The organism is Rhizobium sp. SVR5-2C (assembly GCF_056755115.1).
Window position 1 is genome coordinate 1 of record NZ_JBNDHT010000398.1, and the last position, 274, is coordinate 274.

Below are 274 nucleotides of genomic sequence, written 5' to 3' on the forward strand. Positions count from 1 at the left end.
ATATTGAATGTCCTGGATCGAGCCGAAACAGCGGCTGACCTCGCCCAGTTCGTTTCTCACCAGAAAAAATGGAGCCTCGACGCGCTTTTGACCCGTATCATCACGGAGTTGCCGGACGCGACACGAAGTGTCCTCCAATCTGCCGCCTGCGTTGGGTTCACAGGCACCAACGCCCTTTTGACCTCGGCGACCTCCATCGACATCGAGGATCTTCACCGCTTGATCGAGCCTGCTTTACTGCTAGGCCTTTTCAAAACGGAGGGCGACGCATGGC

General features: G+C 56.6%; 1 protein-coding gene. It reads right to left on the reverse strand.

The window, feature by feature from the left end; translation table 11 throughout:
* On the reverse strand, window positions 1-216 hold a 216-nt coding region (locus ACPYOI_RS36255), incomplete at its 3' end, for a hypothetical protein (RefSeq protein WP_481424196.1).
* Window positions 217-274 lie beyond the last annotated feature (58 nt).